We start from the raw sequence: 17,007 nt of genomic DNA on the forward strand, positions 1-17,007 counted from the left end.
TCATCTCGCGGATTTCCCCGACTTCTCAACCGGTAAGGCATATTCACAATCGGCTTGCCTTGCTCATCCACCAATTGGAATTCTATCCAGTGTTTCAGAATGTTTTTACAGTCAATATGATCGAGTGGACCTAATTTGCTCATCGATATGATTTCCTTCTTTTAACATTACATATAGGCGCGCAGCCCAAACATCATGTCCTGAAAGTCCCACAAGACTTCCCCCGTCCGAGCATCAATCACTTTCATCATCAGAAAAGCGCCCATGCTGATGAAGGATGTCATCAGACGCATTACCACCAGACTGAACTGATACATCTCCCCCTGATTGACATAACAATCCGGGTTCAGGGTCAGGATAAGCTGGTGACCCCGCACTGGAACGCCCTTATCCAAACGATCCATCGGGATGTTCTCCAGTTGGACGATGCCGTTTATATGTGCCTGAATACGCCGGCTTAATACCTGATCTGGAGAAAAATCAAATATCTTCAGAAAGTCTTGTAACGAAAGAGTGTTAAATATTATCCAGGGCGAGCCAGCAAAGTAGGAAATGAGTGACCAGCTCGACTTTTTCTCTATCATCGGTGGATAGCAGGCAGAAACCGGGGTGATATTACTGACTTTCAACCCCGTAGCGTTTTCTCCCGACCGATTAATCTCACCAATATCGAGATCAACAGCCTGAGAATGATAACCGGTAAATTGACAAAAAATGGATTGCGGCAGCAGGTTATTCGCCGGCTGACCATAACAATCAAAAAAGTGAAGCTGATGTTGGGTATGCTGCAAAATATCGCAGTCCGTATTCAATTGATAATAGTAAAGAAACTCAGCATCCGGCTGGAAATGGGCCGTTGGCGTAATTTTTTCGATAGGCAAATAGCAGTATGGCTGTCCGCGTTCCAACTTCGGCTCAGTCAATGTATAAACGTGATCAAGGCTGAACAGCTGTTGAGTCGGCTCTAATGGGATTTTATAATCGTTTTTCCCCTTGTTTACCGGGATTTCCACACTGGTCATCGGCTCCAAGTGCCTGACCGGTACACAATCCAACAAGAAGGTTTGGGTAATATCAGTCAGCTCCAGATTGCCTTCAAACCGCAAAATCAGCTCAAATGTCCGATCTGCATTCAATTTTACTGACGGATGATTCTGCTTGATATCAATGGTCACAAAATCATGGACATGAGGCAGATAATAGTATTCTGTCATCAGTTGCAGAATGGAAGATGGCAAGTTTTCCTTGGTCGGAAGAATGAAAACCTGCCGTTCTGTCCCCCACAACGCCGATACCGGGTAGCTGTTACGCAACTTGATGGTTTCACCCTGCGTCCGTAACTTGATATCACAGAGATAAAAGTCGAGCCATAAGGCTAATTGCGCCGCCTGTTCACGATCACGGCCTAAAAAGAAATGCAGTGGCCGGCTTCGCCATTCCGAGGTATTGCCCGAATAACACAGCGTTAACGTTATCTCACTGTACTCTGCCGTTGTGTTTAATTGCCGGTTAATCACCGTCAGCGGTTCGATATGCAGGGGACAACAGGTTTCAAAACGCATTTTCTGTTCACCTTCGCCAGCAAAAACCGGTGTCCCCGCCGGCAGAGTTGTCGCGCCTAAGTGATTTTCCCCAGTCGATGAAAACTGAACGAGACTCGTTGGTGGTAACGGACGCAATGCTTGCGGCCAAATACGCATCATCATCCCTAACCAATATTCAGGAAAATCATCTTCAATTTTATAGCGGACGCGGGAAGCGAGCAGTGCAAAGCCCTGTATTAATCGCTCAACCCCCGGATCACCGGCCCCTTCAGATAAAAAATCCGCCAGATGTGGGCTTTCTTTTGCGACTTCCTGCGCCAGTTGCCGCATATAGCTCAGTTCTTGCAGGAAAAGCGATAGTCTTCTATTCATCACGCACTCTCCTACATGATTTTTATCTGACACAATGTTTGTGAGGCGATCAAAGTCGCCCCACAAGAAGTTTTCATACCCTCCAGAGCGAGCCCTTGTTGATTGGTTCCGACTGTCGTCGAAGTCCCTTCAACAATAGTTTGATACCCGCCACACGTTGGACAGGACACCGGATCGTTAATCCGCGCCACACCTTTGCCCAAAACCAGAAAACTCTCATCACCAATTAATACAGAACCACCGTGAGACGTTTTGTCACCTTGTCGTATGATATTTTTCAACATAGATATCCCGCCAGAAATGAAAAGGATTGATTGCGTCACCAAAGAAATAAGATAGTAAAAATCCTATTATCAAGGCAAAAAGCACCGCTTACGCCATGAGTCATGGTGCATTGAACGACAGGAAGATAAAATATACCCTTTATCCTTCAAGTTGCTGCTTTGTTGGCTGCTTTCACTTACCCCAGTCACAGAGTTATCTATGCTCCTGGAGATGCGTTCACTTGCCACTGCGCTGCAAATTGAAATCTATTGGGTATATATCCCCATCAATTAATCCCTTTGAGCAAAGGGAACGGGATTGAAAGTTTCCTTCATATTGTTCATATGACGAAACCTAAAGTATAATTATTAAACTATCATCAAATAGCAAGAAAATTTTATATTTTTTTTACTCACGGAAAGTCAGTGTGTAAGAATGTGTGACAAATTCAACAGGGGCTGAGTTATCATTAAACTCCGAAAGACGAGATACTAAAGATAATCCCTTTCCCATATAGGACGATCCACGATATATAAAACCGTCTGGCATTGACTTATTTTTCACTAAATGGCTATGAAGCCAGATATTCAAATTATTAATTTTTAATTAAAAATATCGCTATTACTATTTATCACAGCGACCAATGACATCATCTATTTAATCTTTCAACTAATCGTTTGATTAATAACTTAGTCTGCATTAAATACCGGAGACATTCTCGATATTATCTAACTCAGTATACTCCGGTGTTAACTGATTTTCTGTTAGGAATAGAAATGTCTTAGTGATCCAAATACCAATAAATTCTCATTATCCTATTTCACTCATAAAAAAACTGGAATTAAGTCGTATAGAAATAAAAAAACGCTTGGGATGATTAGGCACACATTCACCATTAATGATCTCATTCATTTGTGTCATGCTTTCAGTCAACCTGGCAAACCATTTACTATCCATCTTTACCACCTCTGATTTAAGTCTCTCAGGATTTTCTTCTCTGATTCACTCAGAGAATCCTGTATACCCTTTTTATAAATCAACAGCAATCTGATGTGTGAAACGTCCATTTATATGTGAGATAATTCCGTATGTAATCTGTTCTAGGCAAGAAATACTACCTATCAATAATTTAATTTACTCTATACCCTTCATCCTTCAAGTTGCTGCTTTGTTGGCTGCGTTTACTTGCCGCCGCGCTGCAAATTGAAATCTATTGGGTGTAATCATTTTATTTTACACAATTTTTGCAAAGAATTGGAATTAATGACAATTCTGATTTTCTAGCATATTAGATTAGGAAATTAAAAAAAGGAATCTTATTCTTTTATTCTAAAGAATCTGGGAAGTCATTTAAAATGAAAAATCATAACAAAGTTTATTATTCAATTTGAAATTAAGATTTCATAAAAAAAACAAAAATGAAAAAACAATTATAACACCAAATTAACCATCTCTCTGAAAATTATTATTGTTATTAACGCAGATCACAATCCATGATTTTTTTCATTGTTGCTTCAATCATAAAAATATAAATTTTCCTTTAGTCAAATATATAAAAATCTTTGACTAAATTATTTCTATAAAATATAATTTCGGAGACAATACTATGTACAATTGGTCAGGGAATGTTCTAGCTAACGCTATAAACGGTACATCCACAGGGATTATTCTCAAACAAGGAGATACAATCTCTGTTGTTGCTCATGGATGGGTGAAATATGGCCTTGGTGATACTGAATGGGCATCACCTGATGGCCCTGTACCTAATAATCCACAACCGCCATCAATAGCTACGCTCGTCGCTAAAATTGCCAACAGAAAGTTTAAAATTGGCAATGGAATACTTCATAAAACAGTTCCTGTAGATGGCGAATTAATACTTTTATTCAATGACACAACGGGTAATTATGGTAATAACTCACGTGAATTCCAAGTCGAGGTCATAATAGAATCTAAATACTCCCCTCTACAAGAAATAGTGTAAATATGTATTAACAATAAAATAATAAACATTCTCTCATTGATATAATGCCAAGTGAAAAGTTACATCATTTCACTTGGCAGATGGCATCCCACAATCTATGATATCAACTAAAAATAAGGTTTTTCCTACCAATAAAACAGGCCACGCAATGCGCAGCCATTAATAAATTGCACTAGCGAATTAAGTCATCAGAATATTATTTCTCCCGAACACCTTCGAGAGAAATTAATAAATCCGCTTCCTGTGATTTAGGCCCCAAATCTTTTTGGAAATTAAAGTCTTTCAGTTTGATTTTGCCATAAGCTTCAAAACCTGCGCGGTAACCACCCCACGGATCTTTACCTTCACCCATCAGTTTTGCATTCAGTACCACTGGCTTTGTCACACCGTTTAAAGTCAGATCACCTGTAACAATATATTTCTCCCCTTCTTTTTTCACTGCAGTTGAAATGAATTTTGCTTCAGGGTATTTCTCTGTATTAAAGTAATCTTTACTACGCAGATGTTTATCACGCTCAGCATGATTAGTGTCCAGACTGGCTATTTTGATCGTCACATCAACTTTATTCGCTGCCGGATTTTTCTCATCAAATGTGAAAGAACCATCAAAATCTTTAAATGTCCCATATAACCAGCTGTAACCCAAATGCTGAATGCGGAATTCAATAAAAGCGTGCTGGCCTGGGATATCAATTTTATAATTGGCTGCTAATGCAGAACTTGCATTCAGTAACAATGCACCCGCAGTCAGGCCAAGTAACGTCTTCTTCAACAACATATTATTCTCCATAAGCATTTTTTGTATTATTCAGAACGGAAACCCAGCATACGCTTTAGGGTTGCATCACGATCAATAAGATGATGTTTTAACGCCGCAATAGTATGTAATAGCGATAAAATCACCACCGTCCAGGCAAGGTAAAGATGAATCATTCCAGCAGCATCTGCCTGTTTGCCCTGACCCATTAATGTGGCTGGCACAGTAAACCAATCAAAGACAGTAATCGGTTGTCCATCAGCGGTCGAAATTAAATAACCACTAATTAAAATGCCAAACAGTAAGATGTACAACATAATATGCATTAAAACAGCACTGACCCTAGTCAAACAGCTATAACTGGCTAATGGTTTTGGTAGTGGTGATACAAAACGCCAGATAACACGCACAACCATCGTTATCAGTAGCACTATTCCGATGCTTTTATGAATTTCAGGTGCTTTGTGATACCACGTATCGTAATATCCCAATGTCACCATCCACAATCCTAGTGCAAACATGCCATACACAGCCAATGCAACCAGCCAGTGTAAAAGGACGGATAAATGACCAAATTGGTTAGAAGTATTCTTCCAAAGCATATGTAGTTCCTTTTTAGGTCAATGCTGGTGAGCTGTTTTGGATTAATTAAATCATAAACTATATGGATTTCTTTTTTATTAAAAATTTCAACAAATAATTTGCAAAAGATTTTCAATTTTAATCAATAAAACTCATTTAAGAATAAAAAACATTAAATAACAATGAAATAGGGGAAAAATCACATTAATAGCGATACCCAAAAACACATAATATATATCTTTTTATTATATTGGATTTTGAATTTTAACTCATGAGCGAATCAATTATCTTATTCTCTATTGTTTATTTTATAATTTTTTGTTTATAAGGGATTTAATTACCTAAAAAAAAGTAGCTATGATGAAAAAAATTTCGTTTATACCGTATATTGATTATTTTAACAATAAAAGTGAATAAAACATGAGGAATATCACTATTTACAGCAACAAATCTTACAGCATTAATCATGTAATAGTGGTAAAAATAAGATCAATAATTATCAAAAATGAGGTTTTTATGTCAGATAACATCTTACAAGCACTTACTTTATTAAAATCGAAAAAATGGGTCGATTTGACACACAGCTTCGATAAAGACTCTCCACGTTTTTTTATGTTTGATTCAGCAGAATTTAAAACTCTTTTTGATTATAAAGATGGCTTTTTTACTCAGCAATTTTCTTTTCCCGGCCAATATGGGACTCACATTGATGCGCCCTGCCATTTTGTTCCCAATACCCGTTATGCTGATGAGCTAGAATTAAAAGAGCTGGTTTTACCTTTAATCGTACTTGATCAATCAGAAAGAGCAAAACAAGACCCTAATTTTTCACTTTCTAAAGCAGATATTCTTAAATTTGAAGAAGAATACGGGATTATTGAAGCGGGGACTTTCCTTGCTCTCAGAACTGACTGGAGTAAACGTTGGCCATCTCAGGAAAAAATGGAAAATAAAGATGATTCTGGCAATAACCAGACACCGGGTTGGGGAATAGACGCCCTCAAATTTTTATTTGAAGAACGCCATATTAAAGCCGTTGGGCATGAAACATTTGATACCGACGCCGCTAAAGATTTTAGAAAGAATAATGCGTTGCTAAGCGAAGATTATGTGTTAAAACAAGATACCTATCAGATAGAACTTTTGGCTAATTTGGATCAGGTACCTGTGCGTGGTGCCGTCATTTTCAATATCGTGGCCAAACCTAAGAAAGCCTCTGGTTTTCCGGTTCGCTCGTTTGCCATACTCCCATAATGGTTCCCCAATGCCGTATATTCATTACGGCATTATATACCCTTCATCTTTCAAGCTGCTGCTTTGTTGGCAGCACTCACTCCGGTCACATAATTTTTCGATAAAATACGTTTTTTATCTTCGCCGACTGTCACAAAGCAACAGTAAAGTGGAACGTCATATGTTGAATATGGTATAAAACCTGCCGTTTTTTCTTATGAATCATTTTGTATAGGGTATTGTTTGCTACAATATGCCTATTCTCGTTCGTAATTTAAGGTAACCAGGTGAATATTCAGGCGATTCTTTCAGAAAAAGTCAGCCAAGCGCTGATTGCAGCCGGTGCTCCAACCGACAGCGAAGCTCACATCCGCCAATCCGCGAAAGCACAATTTGGTGACTATCAGGCCAATGGCGTGATGGCCGCTGCGAAAAAAGTGGGTATGCCCCCCCGACAACTGGCAGAAAAAGTTGTTAGCCTGCTAGATCTGCAAGGTATCGCCAGTAAAGTTGAAATCGCTGGCCCCGGTTTTATCAACATTTTTCTTGATAAAGCATGGATTGCAGCCAATATCGAAACGGCACTGAAAGATGAAAAACTGGGCGTTACCCCGGTCGAGCCACAAACTATCGTTGTCGATTATTCCGCTCCCAATGTCGCTAAACAGATGCATGTGGGTCATCTGCGTTCCACGATTATTGGTGATGCCGCTGTCCGTACGCTCGAATTCCTCGGTCATAAGGTTATCCGCGCTAACCACGTTGGTGACTGGGGAACCCAATTCGGTATGCTGATTGCCTATCTGGAAAAAGTGCAGAACGAAAATGCCGGCGATATGGCGCTCTCCGACCTCGAAGCTTTCTACCGTGAAGCGAAAAAGCACTACGATGAAGATGAAGAGTTTGCGGTTCGCGCCCGTGGCTATGTAGTAAAACTGCAAGGCGGTGATGAATATTGTCGTACCATGTGGCGCAAGCTAGTAGACATCACGATGGCCCAGAATCAACAAACCTATGATCGTCTGAATGTCACTTTGACTAAAGACTCTGTCATGGGTGAAAGTCTGTACAACGATCTGCTGCCGGGTATTGTCGCTGATCTAAAACAAAAAGGACTGGCGGTAGAAAGTGATGGTGCAACCGTGGTTTATCTTGAAGAGTATAAAAATAAAGAAGGTGAACCGATGGGCGTTATTATCCAGAAGAAAGATGGTGGTTACCTTTACACCACAACGGATATCGCCTGTGCAAAATACCGTTATGAAACCCTGCACGCTGACCGCGTTCTTTACTACATCGACTCCCGTCAACATCAGCATTTGATGCAAGCCTGGGCTATTGTCCGTAAAGCAGGCTATATCCCAGAATCTGTGTCACTGGAACACCATATGTTCGGCATGATGTTGGGCAAAGATGGCAAACCATTTAAAACCCGCGCCGGTGGTACGGTCAGACTGACTGATCTGTTGGATGAAGCCATTGAACGGGCCAATACCCTTATCCGTGAAAAGAACCCGGATATGCCAGAAGATGAACTAAAAGAAATCGTTGAAGCTGTGGGTATCGGCGCGGTGAAATATGCTGATCTTTCCAAGAGCCGTACCACAGATTACATCTTCGATTGGGATAATATGCTCGCCTTTGAGGGCAATACTGCACCTTATATGCAATATGCCTACACCCGTGTAGCTTCAATCTTCAAACGTGCTGAAATTGATGAAAGCAGCCTGACACTGCCCGTTATCCTGAATGAAGATCGCGAACAAGCGTTAGCCACCCGTTTATTACAATTTGAAGAAACCATTACCACCGTCGCCCGCGAAGGAACGCCACATGTTATGTGTGCCTACCTGTACGATCTGGCTGGTCTGTTCTCTGGCTTCTATGAACACTGCCAGATCCTCAATGCGGAAAGTGAAGCATTACGTCAAAGCCGCCTGAAACTGGCTCTATTGACTGCTAAAACATTAAAGCAAGGTCTGAATACTTTGGGCATAGAGACAGTAGAACGGATGTAATTAATAGAGCAATCATTGCTTTGCTAAGAAATTGGCGTGATATGGGATATATACCCAATAGATTTCAAGATGCATCGCGACGGCCAGGGAGCGAATCCCCAGGCACATAGATAACTTAACTCTGTGACTGGGGTAAGTGAACGCAGCCAACAAAGAGGCAACTTGAAAGATAACAGGTATATCGTATTGTCACGCCTTTTATTTTAAGTTGTCTACTTAGCGCTACCTGAACTTATTGCAAATCGCGTTGAGCGAAATCTTTCAACCGGAATCCCATCAAAGCTAATGCAGCAAAATAACTACCCGCTCCGGCGATTACCACCATCATTAACCTCAACAAACGGATTGCCATATTTCCCTGCTCCCATGCTGGCATTAACCATAAAATCACCGCTAATACGGCGATCATTACCGCAATGGCCACAACCAGTTTAAATAAGAAAACGCCCCAACCTGCTAATGGCTTAAAAATATTTTGTTTACGTAATTGCCAATAAAGCATACTGGCATTAAAACAAGCGGCCAAACCGATAGAAAGCGCCAACCCGGCATGTTTCAATGGACCAATAAAAACAAGGTTCATTAATTGGGTCAGAATCAAAGTCGCAATCGCAATTTTTACCGGAGTTTTAATATCCTGACGGGAATAGAAGCCCGGTGCCAACACTTTGACAATAATTATCCCCATCAATCCAAAACAGTAAGCAATCAATGCGTTCTGGGTCATTTCTGCATCAAATGCAGTGAAATTACCATATTGGAAAAGAGAAACCGTCAAAGGTTTTGCCAGAATACCCAACGCAATAGCACAGGGTAACGCCAATAGAAAACAGAGCCGAAGTCCCCAATCCATCAGCCTAGTATACTCCTCATGATTTCCGCTGGAAAAACTTTTCGCTAGGGAAGGCAAAAGAATCGTTCCGAGAGCAACACCTAACACACCGGAAGGTAATTCCATCAAACGGTCAGCGTAATACATCCAAGACACAGAGCCGGATACCAGAAATGAGGCGAAAATTGTATTGATAATTAATGAAATTTGGCTGACTGAAACCCCAAGAATCGCGGGTCCCATCTGCCGCATCACCCGCCATACTCCGCTGTTACGGAAAGAAACACGCGGCAATACCAGCATGCCTATTTTTTTCAGGTGGGGAAGTTGATAGACGAGTTGCAAAACACCGCCGACAACCACCGCCCAACCCAACGCCATCACGGGTGGATTGCAATAAGGTGCGACAAACAACGCAAATATAATCATGCTGATATTAAGCAACGTCGGGACGAAAGCGGGCACAGAAAACCGGTTCCAAGTATTTAATATTGCCCCTGCCAACGAAGCCAGTGATATTAGGAAAATATAGGGAAAAGTAATTCTTAACAGATTTGTCGTCAAAATAAACTTATCCGGGGTATCAGTAAAACCCGGAGCCGTAATATAAATCACCCACGGTGCTGCTAAAATACCCAGCACAGTGACAACCGCCAGAATTAGCGTCAGCATACCGGAAACATAGGCAATAAACGTCCGGGTGGCTTCATCACCCTGTTGATTTTTATATTCTGCCAAAATAGGCACAAATGCCTGAGAAAATGCCCCTTCCGCAAATATACGGCGCAATAGATTAGGTAATTTAAATGCAACAAAAAAGGCATCCGGGGCCGCACCCGCGCCAAATATACGGGCAATAATGGCATCTCGGATAAAACCCAGCACCCGGGAAAACATAGTCATAGAGCTGACCGCCGCCAGCGACTTCAATAAACTCATCGTATTTATCTCAAAATCATGTTAATTGATTTCCGAACTGTCTGTATAGCAGTACACCGTTAGATATTAACTTCAACCTGCTGATTGTCAAAGAATATAATGGTTGTAAAGTGAAAAAATCCTTTTAAGAAATATTTAATTTCATCATAAAATCAATGAATTATTAATTTACACAAAAAAAGCAAATCAGATTCGACGCAAACATCATCCTTTTATAGCAGCAAAAACACGGATTTGGGTAGAACTGAATAGACATTAAAATAAGTCGATTTATCAGAAACTTTTATAATCGCTGGAGCGAATAGTAAATAAATGATAAAACAATGACATGAATATAAATTAAATTCCATTAATCATAAAACAAGTCATCTAAATATTTATTTTCAATTTAACTGACATTATCCAAAAAATGAAAACTCATCAAGTCATTATGAAATGAAACTCGGCACTCATTAAATCCATAATCAATAATAATAAAATGTTCATTGAAATATTTAAAGGAACACGGACATATTTATTTTCGGATTAACGATGTTGTACTTATTGTCTGAATCTACCAATTACCCCCCAAAAAATGAGAGGGCCTATTGTCATATACCCAATGGATTTCAAGATGGATCGCGACGGCAAGAGAACGAATCCCCGGGAGCATAGATAACTCTGTAACCGGGGTGAGTGAGTGCCGCCAACAAAGAGGCAACTTGAAAGACGACGGGTATATACCTGCCAAATACATTCTGGCTTAACCTAACGGGTTACCTGTTTATTAAGGTCTGATATCTTATTAGGATCTAACGTCTTATTAGGGTCTAACATCAGAATAATTGTATTTGTTACTTGATTCTGAGATGTTCCAGCATTCACCGGTTTCTGAGTTACCTCTGCATTGACTGCTTTCTGAGTCTGAGGTAGCTCAGCGATCACTGCTTTTGGATGCAGCGTATACATCCCGCCATTAAACGGATCAAATAAGAGCCAACCAATTAAACTACCGAATATAAAATTACCACCAATATACCAACCATTAGCGCTCGCTTTAATTGGTAACGTTACAGACTCAGAATTCTCTTTAGTAAAAGAGACCAGATAGCCTTTCTTACCAAAATAACTCCCGTCGGACTTCTCTAAAATCACATCTTGAGGCGTTTTCCCTTGTGCAACAACCCTGCCTAACTCATCTTTGATGGAGAATGTGGCTCCTGATGGATTACTATCAACCTGAATATGCTGAGTTTTATCCCCCACAATCGTAGCGCAACCGCTAGTAAACATTACAGCAGCCAAAGACAAGGCGGTAATATTATTCATGACTAATCATCCACTTTATTAATAAGCGCGGCGAGTATACATAAACACATGCTTATGCACTAGAACTCATTACGCTATAAATCATTAACTTTTATAAACTACCTGTACGGCAGTGCACGTATGATGCATATACCTTAAATCCAACCTCTGTTTCTAAGCTGCCTGTACGGCAGTGCACATCAGGTCAAGGTTGTGCGCATGTTTTCAGTGTTTCTAAGCTGCCTGTACGGCAGTGCACGCCTTTTATCCCAATCATCTATCTCTGCTGTATTTCTAAGCTGCCTGTACGGCAGTGCACAAATTTAACTCATCAAAGGCACACAGCGAAAATTTCTAAGCTGCCTGTACGGCAGTGCACAAGTGGATACCGTCAATTCACATGCCACGTTGTTTCTAAGCTGCCTGTACGGCAGTGCACTCAAAACACTCCTTCAGGAAATTGAGCGCTTTTTTCTAAGCTGCCTGTACGGCAGTGCACGTGACTTTTTGAAAGGTGCTAGCTTTGCTGATTTTCTAAGCTGCCTGTACGGCAGTGCACTCCGGGTAACGATGCTAACTGGTGTGCCTTCGTTTCTAAGCTGCCTGTACGGCAGTGCACAATTCTCTAAGCAGAAGTATACCTTTGCTATATTTCTAAGCTGCCTGTACGGCAGTGCACTACAACAGTTAGGTACAAAGGTATTAGCGGAATTTCTAAGCTGCCTGTACGGCAGTGCACGGGGGTTTGTTATCATTGCCCTGACAAACTCGTTTCTAAGCTGCCTGTACGGCAGTGCACGTTAAGCCATCACAAGTGGCTCGCAAGTTAATTTTCTAAGCTGCCTGTACGGCAGTGCACTTTAAGAGGACTGAATGAAACATATAGTCATTTTTCTAAGCTGCCTGTACGGCAGTGCACCCCGATCATGACGTGGTGTATCGGCAATGTGGTTTTCTAAGCTGCCTGTACGGCAGTGCACTTTTATCCGCCACTTTGACCGTGGTTTGATTGTTTCTAAGCTGCCTGTACGGCAGTGCACACAACTAATTGGCTTCCCGTTAACATACTAGCTTTCTAAGCTGCCTGTACGGCAGTGCACTCATCTCTAAGATTCTTCCTTTCACCTTCCATTTTCTAAGCTGCCTGTACGGCAGTGCACTCAGCATTTCACCCTGATTGATATACGCCGTTTTTCTAAGCTGCCTGTACGGCAGTGCACGATTTCCTCCATGCACTGACGTGGCCGTTAGTTTTCTAAGCTGCCTGTACGGCAGTGCACACAAAACTAGATAGTGAGCTTATTAAGTCTTTTTTCTAAGCTGCCTGTACGGCAGTGCACAGTTAATCTTCTAGGCTGAGTTATACCATTAGTTTCTAAGCTGCCTGTACGGCAGTGCACATGGTTAAAGCCATGTATTTGCTCCATGGTGATTTCTAAGCTGCCTGTACGGCAGTGCACAAGAAATCTTTGCGCTTTATCATTCTCATTATTTTCTAAGCTGCCTGTACGGCAGTGCACGACGAGATAACCCAACCCCATCACCACGCATATTTCTAAGCTGCCTGTACGGCAGTGCACATTCGCGTTGATTCTTTTATCAAAGAGCTTTGTTTCTAAGCTGCCTGTACGGCAGTGCACGCAGATCATAAAAAAGAAAATCGCGCGAGGACTTTCTAAGCTGCCTGTACGGCAGTGCACTTTTAACGCAGCTCGAAAGAATAGGAGCAACATTTCTAAGCTGCCTGTACGGCAGTGCACTTGCAATGCAAATATAATTTAAAAGTGATTCATTTCTAAGCTGCCTGTACGGCAGTGCACATTTTCCGTATTTGCAATTGCGGCTAACACCCTTTCTAAGCTGCCTGTACGGCAGTGCACTTGCTAATGCGAACTTGACAATTGACTTAAGATTTCTAAGCTGCCTGTACGGCAGTGCACTTAAACATAGTGATCCTTTGGAAATTTAGGACTTTCTAAGCTGCCTGTACGGCAGTGCACTTGGCATGCACCCGTTTACAGGTATTCCGCTCTTTCTAAGCTGCCTGTACGGCAGTGCACTGTTATTGGTCGTCTTATGATTCGCACTGAATTTTCTAAGCTGCCTGTACGGCAGTGCACATTCGTACACTAGAGACATTGAACAATAAAGATTTCTAAGCTGCCTGTACGGCAGTGCACAAGTATGGAATGCTCAACCTTACGTTCCAGATTTTCTAAGCTGCCTGTACGGCAGTGCACCATGACCTTCTGTATAATAAAGAGCGGCTACGTTTCTAAGCTGCCTGTACGGCAGTGCACTATCATTTGACCATCAGGGGTGTCGGCATCCATTTCTAAGCTGCCTGTACGGCAGTGCACTGATGTAATTAACACAAGCATAGCAAACGGGTGGTTTCTAAGCTGCCTGTACGGCAGTGCACTGTCATTTGTCATCACCAATACGTTTGTTAATTTTCTAAGCTGCCTGTACGGCAGTGCACCTTTCAGGATTTCCGAGAATAAATACACGATGTTTCTAAGCTGCCTGTACGGCAGTGCACCACAACAAATACTGTATGCATGTGATTTTGCATTTCTAAGCTGCCTGTACGGCAGTGCACGATTGAAAGTTATGTACTCAATCGGTGTATATTTTCTAAGCTGCCTGTACGGCAGTGCACAATAGCAGTGTATTAGCTGCATCACAAAAGTTTTTCTAAGCTGCCTGTACGGCAGTGCACGCGACGGCTTCCTTTCCCTTTGTGAGCTATCGTTTCTAAGCTGCCTGTACGGCAGTGCACATGTGAGATAGCCGGCGGGCGTATAGCGGTGGTTTCTAAGCTGCCTGTACGGCAGTGCACTGTTGCATATTAACCTTAACTTACTGACAGTTAAAGTATATTTTAATAAAACAACGAAAAAACCCTTTTTTACAAGAGAAATAATATTCCATTGAAAATCAATAAATTAAAATCGCCTCTTAAAAAAGGGTCAAAAATAAGGTGCGGGGAACCTGGCAGATTTTCAACAGTAATTTAATTCATCATTACTAATCCGCTTCACTTTATCTGGTGGCAATACAGCTTAAGCATCAACTTTTTTCACTCCATTTTTCATCCGTCAATGCCGTTAATACATGATCTTGCCAGACTCCATTGATCATCAGGTATTTCCTGGCATAACCTTCTCGTTCAAAGCCTAATCGTTCCAACAATTTTCCACTACGATGATTATTTGGCATATAATTAGCCATAATCCGATGTATCCCCTGTTGACGTTGCATATAACGAATAGCTGGCTGTAAAGCTTCATACATCAGCCCTTTTCCCTGCCATTTTTCACCAAGAGAGTATCCCAAATAACAAGCATGGAAAGCACCTCGCAATATGTTACTGAAGTTTGCAACCCCCATAACTTCATTCTCATTCGGTTCAAGCAGCAAAAAATGAAAAGCCGCGCTCTGTCTTTGCATTTCTGTAATTAAATTAAGCCGGTTCATCCAACCAGAAGGTTGGCAATGGCTTTTATCTCTGCCCGGTTCCCAAGGTTTAAGAAATTCATGATTTTCTGAATAATACTCCGCCAAACGATAAGCATCCCGCTCATACACTAAACGCACCACTATTCTATCTGTTATCAGACGAACTTTCGGTAAAGTGGAACGATAACCAAACATTATTTCTCCCTAACTATACAAATTTATCCGTTAAAAATTTAAACCACTTACCCGTAAAACACACCTTCCAGTCATCACTTTACGATAAAAAAATATTATCCATAAATCACTATCCTAATAATTAAATTAAGTACAGAATATAGAAGAACTATATTATCCTCTCTTCTCAATACCCCAATGGTGAGCAATGTCACTGGTTTCGCAAGCACGTAGCCTGGGAAAATACTTCCTGCTATTCGATAATTTACTGGTTGTTCTGGGCTTCTTCGTTGTCTTTCCTTTAATATCAATACATTTTGTTGAGCAACTCGGTTGGGCTGCATTAGTTGTCGGTTTTGCTCTTGGTTTGCGTCAGTTTGTGCAACAAGGTTTGGGCATTTTCGGGGGCGCAATTGCAGACCGTTTTGGCGCGAAGCCGATGATCGTCACCGGGATGCTGTTACGCGCTCTTGGCTTTGCTTTAATCGCCTTAGCCACTGAACCGTGGATATTGTGGCTTTCCTGCATATTATCCGCACTGGGCGGTACCTTATTTGATCCTCCGCGAACCGCACTGGTCATCAAACTAACCCGACCGCACGAGCGTGGCCGTTTCTTCTCGCTGCTGTTGATGCAAGACAGCGCTGGAGCGGTTATCGGCGCGCTGATTGGCAGCTGGTTGCTACAATATGACTTCCAGCTTGTCTGCTGGACAGGAGCCGGAGTTTTCGTCCTGGCTGCTATCTGGAATGCCGGGTTCCTACCTGCCTACCGGATTTCTACTACCCGCACTCCCATTTGGGAAGGTATGGGGCGCGTCATTAAAGACCGCCGTTTCTTCACTTATGTACTAACATTGACTGGCTACTTTATGCTGTCTGTACAAGTGATGCTGATGTTCCCGATTATCGTCAATGAAATCGCCGGGACACCCGCTGCGGTGAAATGGATGTACGCAATTGAAGCCACCTTATCGCTCACTTTACTGTATCCGATCGCCCGTTGGAGCGAAAAACGATTCCGGCTAGAACAGCGTTTAATGGCCGGGCTTTTCCTAATGAGCTTGAGTATGTTTCCAATAGGCTTAATTGGTGAAATAAATACTTTGTTTGGCCTTATTTGCCTGTTCTATCTCGGTACCATCACCGCTGAACCGGCCCGTGAAACATTAAGTGCCTCACTGGCCGATCCCCGCGCGCGCGGTAGTTATATGGGGTTTAGCCGTCTTGGTCTGGCATTGGGTGGTGCCTTGGGTTATACCGGCGGTGGTTGGTTATATGATACCGGCCACGCATTGAATATTCCGCAATTGCCCTGGTTCCTGTTTGGGATTATTGGCTTGATCACGTTATATGCTCTGCACCGTCAATTTAATCAACGTAAAATTGAATCCGCCATGCTGAAAGGTAGTTAATGAGGTAAAATCTGCCCTGTGACTGCTCCCCGCCGTAAACGGCGAGTCTTCCCACTTCTCAGGCCGCAACCGTCTGTGTGACGGATTTACGCTGGCCTCCATGGGCAGAAACGACGAGTCCCGCCGCCTGTAATTCCTGTATGCC

At 41.9% G+C, this 17,007-nt stretch carries 10 protein-coding genes, 3 pseudogenes and 1 CRISPR repeat array; of the genes and pseudogenes, 4 read left to right on the plus strand and 9 right to left on the minus strand.

The genetic code is table 11. From position 1 onward, the window contains the following. Positions 1-167: 167 nt before the first annotated feature. The 3 genes and pseudogenes from AM629_RS18450 to AM629_RS24770 all read right to left on the minus strand — a co-directional run. Positions 168-1,916 (minus strand): type VI secretion system baseplate subunit TssF, encoded by a 1,749-nt coding sequence (locus AM629_RS18450; RefSeq protein ID WP_054480909.1) that lies wholly within the window; start codon positions 1,914-1,916, stop codon positions 168-170. A gap of 11 nt (positions 1,917-1,927) precedes the next feature. Next, positions 1,928-2,200 (minus strand): PAAR domain-containing protein, encoded by a 273-nt coding sequence (locus tag AM629_RS18455; protein WP_054480911.1) that lies wholly within the window; start codon positions 2,198-2,200, stop codon positions 1,928-1,930. A 939-nt stretch (positions 2,201-3,139) separates the two neighbouring features. Further along, positions 3,140-3,232, minus strand: a pseudogene (locus tag AM629_RS24770) (type II toxin-antitoxin system RelE/ParE family toxin); the annotation flags it as partial. A gap of 554 nt (positions 3,233-3,786) precedes the next feature. Here AM629_RS24770 and AM629_RS18460 point away from each other — a divergent pair. Beyond that, entirely contained in the window at positions 3,787-4,164 is a 378-nt protein-coding gene (locus AM629_RS18460) for a LecA/PA-IL family lectin (RefSeq protein ID WP_054480913.1), read from the plus strand. Positions 4,165-4,360: 196 nt separating this feature from the next. Here AM629_RS18460 and AM629_RS18465 read toward each other — a convergent pair whose 3' ends face one another. Next, entirely contained in the window at positions 4,361-4,939 is a 579-nt protein-coding gene (locus AM629_RS18465) for a YceI family protein (RefSeq protein ID WP_054480928.1), read from the minus strand. Between the two features lie 29 nt (positions 4,940-4,968). Further along, positions 4,969-5,523 carry a cytochrome b gene (locus AM629_RS18470; RefSeq protein WP_054480914.1) on the minus strand — a complete coding sequence of 185 codons (555 nt, stop codon included), beginning with the start codon at positions 5,521-5,523 and terminating at the stop codon, positions 4,969-4,971. A 496-nt stretch (positions 5,524-6,019) separates the two neighbouring features. On the opposite strand from AM629_RS18470, the gene AM629_RS18475 reads away from it, so the two are divergent. Both AM629_RS18475 and argS read left to right on the plus strand, forming a co-directional pair. Continuing rightward, positions 6,020-6,757 (plus strand): cyclase family protein, encoded by a 738-nt coding sequence (locus AM629_RS18475; protein ID WP_054480917.1) that lies wholly within the window; start codon positions 6,020-6,022, stop codon positions 6,755-6,757. Between the two features lie 266 nt (positions 6,758-7,023). Further along, entirely contained in the window at positions 7,024-8,754 is a 1,731-nt protein-coding gene (gene argS, locus AM629_RS18480) for an arginine--tRNA ligase (protein WP_054480919.1), read from the plus strand. A 232-nt stretch (positions 8,755-8,986) separates the two neighbouring features. Here argS and murJ read toward each other — a convergent pair whose 3' ends face one another. From murJ to rimJ, 3 genes and pseudogenes are all read right to left on the minus strand, one after another. After that, the gene (murJ, locus tag AM629_RS18485; RefSeq protein ID WP_054480922.1) at positions 8,987-10,525 is read right to left on the minus strand and encodes a murein biosynthesis integral membrane protein MurJ; all 1,539 of its coding nucleotides are present in this window, start codon (positions 10,523-10,525) and stop codon (positions 8,987-8,989) included. A gap of 927 nt (positions 10,526-11,452) precedes the next feature. Beyond that, a pseudogene (locus AM629_RS18490) lies at positions 11,453-11,833 on the minus strand (hypothetical protein); the annotation flags it as partial. A 90-nt stretch (positions 11,834-11,923) separates the two neighbouring features. After that, positions 11,924-14,654: a CRISPR direct-repeat array (repeat unit 28 nt; unit sequence TTTCTAAGCTGCCTGTACGGCAGTGCAC). Positions 14,655-14,884: 230 nt separating this feature from the next. Next, the gene (gene rimJ / locus AM629_RS18495; protein WP_054480924.1) at positions 14,885-15,469 is read right to left on the minus strand and encodes a ribosomal protein S5-alanine N-acetyltransferase; all 585 of its coding nucleotides are present in this window, start codon (positions 15,467-15,469) and stop codon (positions 14,885-14,887) included. Positions 15,470-15,656: 187 nt separating this feature from the next. Here rimJ and mdtH point away from each other — a divergent pair, with 187 nt between their 5' ends. Then, positions 15,657-16,862 carry a multidrug efflux MFS transporter MdtH gene (gene mdtH / locus AM629_RS18500; protein ID WP_054480926.1) on the plus strand — a complete coding sequence of 402 codons (1,206 nt, stop codon included), beginning with the start codon at positions 15,657-15,659 and terminating at the stop codon, positions 16,860-16,862. Positions 16,863-16,920: 58 nt separating this feature from the next. Here the strand turns inward: mdtH and AM629_RS22585 are convergent. Beyond that, positions 16,921-17,007, minus strand: a pseudogene (locus tag AM629_RS22585) (RNA-guided endonuclease InsQ/TnpB family protein); the annotation flags it as partial.

This window comes from Photorhabdus heterorhabditis (assembly GCF_001280945.1).
In the GTDB taxonomy this organism is placed as follows: domain Bacteria; phylum Pseudomonadota; class Gammaproteobacteria; order Enterobacterales; family Enterobacteriaceae; genus Photorhabdus; species Photorhabdus heterorhabditis.